Here is a 6,149-nt window from a genome sequence, read left to right as displayed (position 1 = left end):
AGCGACTGGCGCACGAAGATGTTGAACGCCGTGGATAAATTCATGCCGAGTTCCGCAAACAGGGCGTCGGCCTGTGCCTTCAAATCCGCGTCCATGCGGATACTGATGTTTGTGGTATTCCCAGCCATAGTATCAACCCCTTTCTGCTGGTACTTTTAGTATATGCCATTTGCACGAAGAAAACAATACTTTGCACGAATATTTAACAGTAAATTCATTGAAGGAGGTCGCTGTATGAAACAGATTATTTTGCCCGTTACTATCCACCTGAATATCCGCCTGCCCCTTGCCCTGTTGCAGCCGGAACCGGCTGACGCGCCCACCGGCCCGGAGCCGGAGGCCCGTGCCTGCCAGGGCTGCTGCAACTGCGGCGGGTGTGGGAAGTGCCAGCATGAAGAAAAGCAAGCCTGAACCCGTCCCCGTCATGGACTACTGCCAGTACCGCAGAGCGCGGCGGCTGGTACATGAGTGCTGCAACTACGACGGCGGCAACTGTATCGCGCTGGACGATGGGGAGGAATGCGTCTGTGTCCAGTCCATTTCCTACTCCCTGTTGTGCCGGTGGTTCCGGGCGGCGGTGCTGCCGCTGGACAGGGAACTGGAAACGGCCCTGTTCCACCGCCTGGACGCCAAGCGGTGCGCCGTCTGCGGGGCGCTGTTCACCCCCGGCTCCAACCGGGCCAAATACTGCCCGGAATGTGCTGTTCAGGTACGCCGCCGCAAAGAGGCAGAACGACAGCGGAAAAGATATTACCTTTCTACGCATTTAGGAGCTGAAAAGCCCTTGTAAATCAAGGCTTTTTTCGAGGGTGTCGCTGGGGGCCTGATAGATTTATCCTCCGGCCCCCAAAACGGCCCTCTAAAGGCGTATAGCCCCCTGAAATAACCCCAAGGAGGAACCTATGTCAGACAATCGAAAATATTACTACCTGAAACTCAAAGAGAACTATTTTGACGATGACTCCATCGTGCTGCTGGAAAGTATGCAGGACGGTGTGCTGTACTCCAACATTCTGCTCAAGCTGTATCTGAAATCCCTGAAACACGGCGGGAGGCTCCAGCTTGACGAGAATATCCCCTACACGGCGCAGATGATCGCCACCATCACCCGCCAGCAGATTGGCACTGTGGAGAAGGCCTTGCAAATCTTCCTGAAGCTGGGCCTTGTGGAAGTGCTGGACAGCGGCACTTTTTACATGAGCAATATCGAACTGCTGATCGGCCAGTCCTCCACCGAGGCCGAGCGAAAGCGGGCGGCGAGGCTCCAAAACAAGGCTCTTTCCACGCCCCGGACAAACGGCGGACATTTGTCCGACATTCGTCCACCAGAGATAGAGATAGAGTTAGAGAAAGAGATAGAGATAAAGAGAGAGATAGAGAAGGGACGCTCCGCCCGCGCCTATGGCCGTTACCAGAATGTTTTCCTGACAGACGAGGAACTGGTAGACTTGCAGGCCAGCTTTCCCACCGTATGGGGCCAGTACATCGAAAAGCTGTCCGAGTATATGGCTTCTACCGGCAAGCGGTATCAGAGCCATGCCGCTACCATCCGGCGCTGGGCCAGTGAGGACGCGAAGAAAGCAGCCCCGCCCACCCGCAACCGTGATTACAGCGTAGAGGAGGATGAAACCGTATGATGGAGATTACCGCAGAAATCCGGGCGCTGATCGACAAGGCAGCCGCCGGTATGGAGCTGACCGGGGACGAGTACATAGACCCGGCAGACGGCCTCATTCACTGTAAGAAGTGCGGCGGCCAGAGGCAGACCGTTGTGCCATGCTTTGGGAAACCGGGCTACTTCATGCCCCGCTGTATCTGCCAGTGCCAGCGGGAGGCCGAGGAACAGCGCAAGGCCGCCGAGGAACGGCAGCGCCGCATGGAGCGCATCAAGCGCCGGAAAGCCCAGGGCTTGCAAGACCGCTATCTGTACGACTACACCTTTGCCAATGACAACGGCCAAAATCCCCTGATGGACAAGGCCCGCGCCTATGTAGAAAATTGGAAGGAGGCATACAAAAACAACACCGGCCTGCTGCTGTTTGGAGATGTGGGAACCGGCAAGTCCTTTTTCGCCGGTTGTATCGCCAACGCCCTGCTTGACCGAGATGTGCCGGTGCTGATGACGAACTTTCCCACCATCCTGAACCGCCTGACAGGGATGTTTTCCGAGGACAGGGCCGACTTTATCGCCAGCTTTGACGAGTACGAGCTGCTTATCATTGACGATTTGGGTGTGGAACGCAGCACCGAGTATGCGATGGAGCAGATGTTTTTCGTCATTGACAGCCGCTACCGCAGCCGCAGGCCCATGATCATCACCACCAACCTGAAGCTGGCCGAACTCAAAAACCCGCCTGACCTGGCCCACGCTCGTATCTATGACCGTATTCTGGAACGGTGCGCCCCGATCCTCTTTGCCGGGAAAAACTTCCGGGAGGAAAACGCCGGGGCCACCAAGCAGGCGGCGAAAGACATTGTAAACCGTAAGCATGAGTAATTTTGTGCCGGACGGCACAGCCCCGCCCGGAGAAAGGAGCGCCATGAGCGAAGAAACCCGTACCATGCAGACCGCAGACACCACCACTACCAGAGCGCCGGAGGACGCCCCCGCGCTGGTAAAGAAAATCGGCAAGACCACCTACAAGGTGCGCGTCCATTTCAGCCAGACCAGCACTGAAACCATGAGCGACAAAATCAAGCGTATGCTCAAAAACGAGATACAGCAGATGTGACCGGCTGATAAAGCCAGCCGCCTTGTGTTAAACTGATGATGGTACACACCAAAACTTTAGCCAAGGAGGACATGAAAATGCTGTACGAAGAAACGGAAAAGAAAGAGATTGAGAGGGTTTACGCGGTGTTTGCCGACTACATCCGGGAAAGCCCGTATCTGGAATGGTTCTGGTCTGACAAGCTGGGCTATCTGCTTCTGAAAATCGGCGCGGAGAAGCGGTATATTGCGGAGAATGTAATCATCTATACCGCCGAGCAGCTTGCCCGGATACTGTTTTCCGAAGTGTCGATGGATGTGTTGCAGATGACCGGCAACGACCACACTGAACAGACCGCCGACCCTCTGGAATTGGCCGAGATAAAGCGGCGCTGGCAACCCTTTCTTGAGCGGTTGCCGGAATACCAGACAGTTTGCGAAAAAATCCTTGCCGGGGAAAAGTAACCCCACCCGCCTGAGTGTCAGGAGCATGAAAGTGCTTCTGGCACTTTTTTGTAGCTTTTTTGTGAATTTGATTAAAAAGTCCTTGACAACTCGTTTCGGGCAAAACCGCAAAATCCATCCTGATTTCCTGCGGTGCGCGCCTTGCCGTGTTCGACATCGCGGAGCTGCGGGAGGTCACGGCCTACGACGAGCTGGAGCTGGATACCCTGGGAGACCGGAAAACCGCCTTGTTCTTGATTATGAGCGACACGGACGATAGCTTTAACTTCCTGATCTCCATGTGCTACACCCAGCTGTTCAATCTGCTCTGCGAAAAAGCGGACGATGTGTACGGCGGGCGGCTGCCGGTCCATGTGCGGTGCCTCATTGACGAGGCCGCCAATATTGGACAGATCCCTCGGCTGGAAAAGCTGGTTGCCACCATCCGAAGCCGTGAGATTTCCGCCTGCCTGGTGCTGCAAGCACAGTCCCAGCTCAAAGCTATCTACAAGGACAACGCCGATACCATCATCGGCAACATGGATACCTCCATCTTCCTGGGCGGCAAAGAGCCGACAACCCTCAAGGAGCTGGCCGCCGTGCTGGGCAAGGAGACCATCGACACCTACAACACCGGCGAGAGCCGGGGCCGCGAGACATCCCATTCTCTTAACTACCAAAAGCTCGGCAAAGAGCTTATGAGCCAGGATGAACTGGCCGTCATGGACGGCGGCAAGTGTATCCTCCAGCTGCGCGGTGTGCGGCCTTTCCTCTCGGACAAGTACGACATCACCAAGCACCCCAATTACCCGTACACCGCCGACGCGGACCCCAAGAACGCCTTTGACATCGAGGCGTTCCTGTCCACCCGGCTCAAGCTCAAGCCCAACGAGGTCTACGATGTGTATGAAGTAGACGCAGAGGGCGTGTAAATCTGTTCCGCTGTGAAAGACCTGCTAATAAAAGTCAAGTAGAAATTTCAGATTTTTAGGGAGGCGAAAAAATGCAATACAAAATCAAGCCGCTGAGCATCTCAAAATTAAAACGGCGGCCAGCCAGATGGTATAGAGTGTAAAAATCAGTCGTGCTCCAGGGATTCCAAGTAGGCTTTCACAGAAGCGTAGTAGATGCGCAGGAACTTGTTGGCAGAGGCCATCATGTAGACACGATATGGCTTGCCTTCAGAGCGTTTCTTGTCCATGAACTGGTACACCGGCTCGTCTATTGGAGCACATTGCAGGATGACGCTCATCACCAGAAAGAGCGTCCTGCGCAGTGAGGCAGATCCTCGCTTGGAAATGCTACGGCTACGGACATCTATTTGACCGGATTGGTAGGGCGGGGCGTCAATACCCGCAAAGGCAACCAACGCTTTTTTGGAATGAAAACGGCGTACATCGCCAATTTCAGCCAGGAGTTGAGGGCCGAGGGTTGGGCCAACACCAAACATCCCCATCACTACAGGATACTCCGGCAGAGAAGCTGCCAGGGATTGCATCTCCTGTTTGAGAGCAGCTAACGCGGAAGAAGTTGTCTGGAGTTGAGAAATGGCCTGTTCTACCAAAAGTTTTGCCGTATCCGTTTTCGGTATGACACCGAAGTGTCTGCAAGCAGAGGCATAAATATCCAGCGCCTTATCCTCGCTGAAATTGTAGCCGTGCTTTCTGCACCACTTCTGGTATTGGGTAGTAAAGGCCTTCTCAGACCGGCCACAAACGCACTCGCAATGCCAAAAAGTAGCGACAAAGTCCACCCACTTCTCGCTGCCATCGGCGCGGGGCGGACTGGTAAACAAGCGATTTGCGTCTGGGAAGGTGGTGTCCAGCAGGGAGATCAGGTTATTCTTCAGCATGGTCTGAACTTTGGAATACTGTTGGTACTGCCGGTAGCAGATTTTCAGCATGAGTCGGGTATCCTCCTCCGGGATATATCTCGGCAATGTGAGCCAGTGGTCAAGACCGTAGTTGGCCAGCTTTACGGCATCCTTTTTGTCGGTTTTGGCCCGTCTTAAACTGTTGTTTCCGTAGTCATGCACCAGCATTGCATTGACTACCGAGACATAAAGGCCCGCGTCGTGGAGCAGCCAGGCCACCGGAGCATGGTAATTACCCGTGGATTCCATCACCACACGGGTCTCGCCGTCCAGGCTTTTGAGCAGTCCTGCCAGCTCGCTCAGTTCATTGGCGGTGTGACGTACTTCAAAGGGTGAAACCACTACCTCTCCGAAGGGCCGCATGACTGCAATCATGCTCTTACCCTTGGAAACATCGATGCCAACGCAGTTCATTCACATTCCTCCAATACAAAGAATCTGCAACCGGAATCCATCTTTTCTCGCTGCCGATTCAATCTATTGTGTGACACGAACTCTCCGACATCCGGTGGTTCAACCTGCTTAAATCGAACGCTGCAACGAGAGGATGGCTAACAGTCTTTCACACGGACATACAAGCCCAAGGAGTGATTGGTCAGCCAGTTGCTCCTCTCATTGTAGCTTAGGCACGAGATGGAGGGAAAGCCGGACTGGCTGTCCGGCTTTCCTGTCCAAATTTATTGTAATAGGAGTGATCTTATCTACCCGCCTCAACCGCCCCGGATGGGGCCATCGGCGTACAAAGCGGACAATCACCAAAAAATAATGAAAAAAGGAGGACAGCCGGAATCAGGCCCCGGAAACCGGGTGCCGATTGTTCCGGCTTTTGTATGCCTATGAATGACTAAATCAAACTTTTCAAATGATTCCGGCTAACTATAATTTATGGCATTTTTCAATCAGGCTATCACCGTTCTTCAGACCCTCGTTATCGCTCTGGGCGCTGGTCTCGGCATCTGGGGTGTCATCAACCTGCTGGAAGGTTACGGCAACGACAACCCCGGTGCGAAGTCCCAGGGCATGAAGCAGCTCATGGCTGGCGCTGGCGTCGCCGTGGTCGGCATGGTCCTCGTACCCCTGCTCTCCAGCCTGTTCACCGTCTGATCGCTCCCGTCGTTAAGC

9 protein-coding genes and 1 pseudogene are annotated in these 6,149 nt (G+C 54.4%); 8 read left to right on the top strand and 2 right to left on the bottom strand.

Features of this window, described 5'->3' with window-relative positions; genetic code table 11:
- Window positions 1–128: type II toxin-antitoxin system RelB/DinJ family antitoxin (locus B5F87_RS17725; protein WP_143405279.1), on the bottom strand; the 128-nt coding region annotated here is incomplete at its 3' end.
- A 106-nt stretch (window positions 129–234) separates the two neighbouring features.
- On the opposite strand from B5F87_RS17725, the gene B5F87_RS21265 reads away from it, so the two are divergent.
- The 7 genes and pseudogenes from B5F87_RS21265 to B5F87_RS17695 form a co-directional block, all read left to right on the top strand.
- The gene (locus tag B5F87_RS21265) at window positions 235–411 is read left to right on the top strand and encodes a hypothetical protein (RefSeq protein ID WP_204246095.1); all 177 of its coding nucleotides are present in this window, start codon (window positions 235–237) and stop codon (window positions 409–411) included.
- Complete coding sequence (locus tag B5F87_RS17720) at window positions 392–790, top strand: cysteine-rich VLP domain-containing protein (protein WP_087283420.1); 399 nt, start codon at window positions 392–394, stop codon at window positions 788–790. Before B5F87_RS21265 ends, B5F87_RS17720 begins: the two co-directional genes overlap by 20 nt.
- Window positions 791–902: 112 nt before the next feature.
- On the top strand, window positions 903–1,637 hold the full coding sequence (locus B5F87_RS17715) for a phage replisome organizer N-terminal domain-containing protein (protein ID WP_087283418.1): 735 nt from the start codon (window positions 903–905) through the stop codon (window positions 1,635–1,637).
- Complete coding sequence (locus tag B5F87_RS17710; RefSeq protein WP_087283416.1) at window positions 1,634–2,497, top strand: ATP-binding protein; 864 nt, start codon at window positions 1,634–1,636, stop codon at window positions 2,495–2,497. Before B5F87_RS17715 ends, B5F87_RS17710 begins: the two co-directional genes overlap by 4 nt.
- A 43-nt stretch (window positions 2,498–2,540) precedes the next feature.
- Window positions 2,541–2,732 carry a transposon-encoded TnpW family protein gene (locus B5F87_RS17705; RefSeq protein WP_044911006.1) on the top strand — a complete coding sequence of 64 codons (192 nt, stop codon included), beginning with the start codon at window positions 2,541–2,543 and terminating at the stop codon, window positions 2,730–2,732.
- A gap of 77 nt (window positions 2,733–2,809) precedes the next feature.
- Window positions 2,810–3,175, top strand: a complete 366-nt coding sequence (locus tag B5F87_RS17700; protein ID WP_087162345.1) for a hypothetical protein — start codon at window positions 2,810–2,812, stop codon at window positions 3,173–3,175.
- Window positions 3,176–3,261: 86 nt separating this feature from the next.
- Window positions 3,262–4,086: pseudogene (locus tag B5F87_RS17695) on the top strand (TraG/TraD/VirD4 family protein); the annotation flags it as partial.
- Between the two features lie 146 nt (window positions 4,087–4,232).
- On the opposite strand, the gene B5F87_RS17690 reads toward B5F87_RS17695, so the two are convergent.
- On the bottom strand, window positions 4,233–5,441 hold the full coding sequence (locus tag B5F87_RS17690; RefSeq protein WP_002382856.1) for an IS110-like element ISEnfa110 family transposase: 1,209 nt from the start codon (window positions 5,439–5,441) through the stop codon (window positions 4,233–4,235).
- Between the two features lie 471 nt (window positions 5,442–5,912).
- Between B5F87_RS17690 and B5F87_RS17685 the strand changes: the two genes are divergently transcribed.
- Entirely contained in the window at window positions 5,913–6,131 is a 219-nt protein-coding gene (locus B5F87_RS17685; protein WP_002588903.1) for a Maff2 family protein, read from the top strand.
- Window positions 6,132–6,149 lie beyond the last annotated feature (18 nt).

It is taken from the genome of Eubacterium sp. An3, assembly GCF_002159465.1.
Taxonomy (GTDB): Bacteria; Bacillota; Clostridia; order Lachnospirales; family Lachnospiraceae; genus Anaerobutyricum; species Anaerobutyricum stercoris.
The sequence above is the reverse complement of the archived record's forward strand: the minus strand, read 5'-3'. Positions and strand labels throughout refer to the sequence as shown.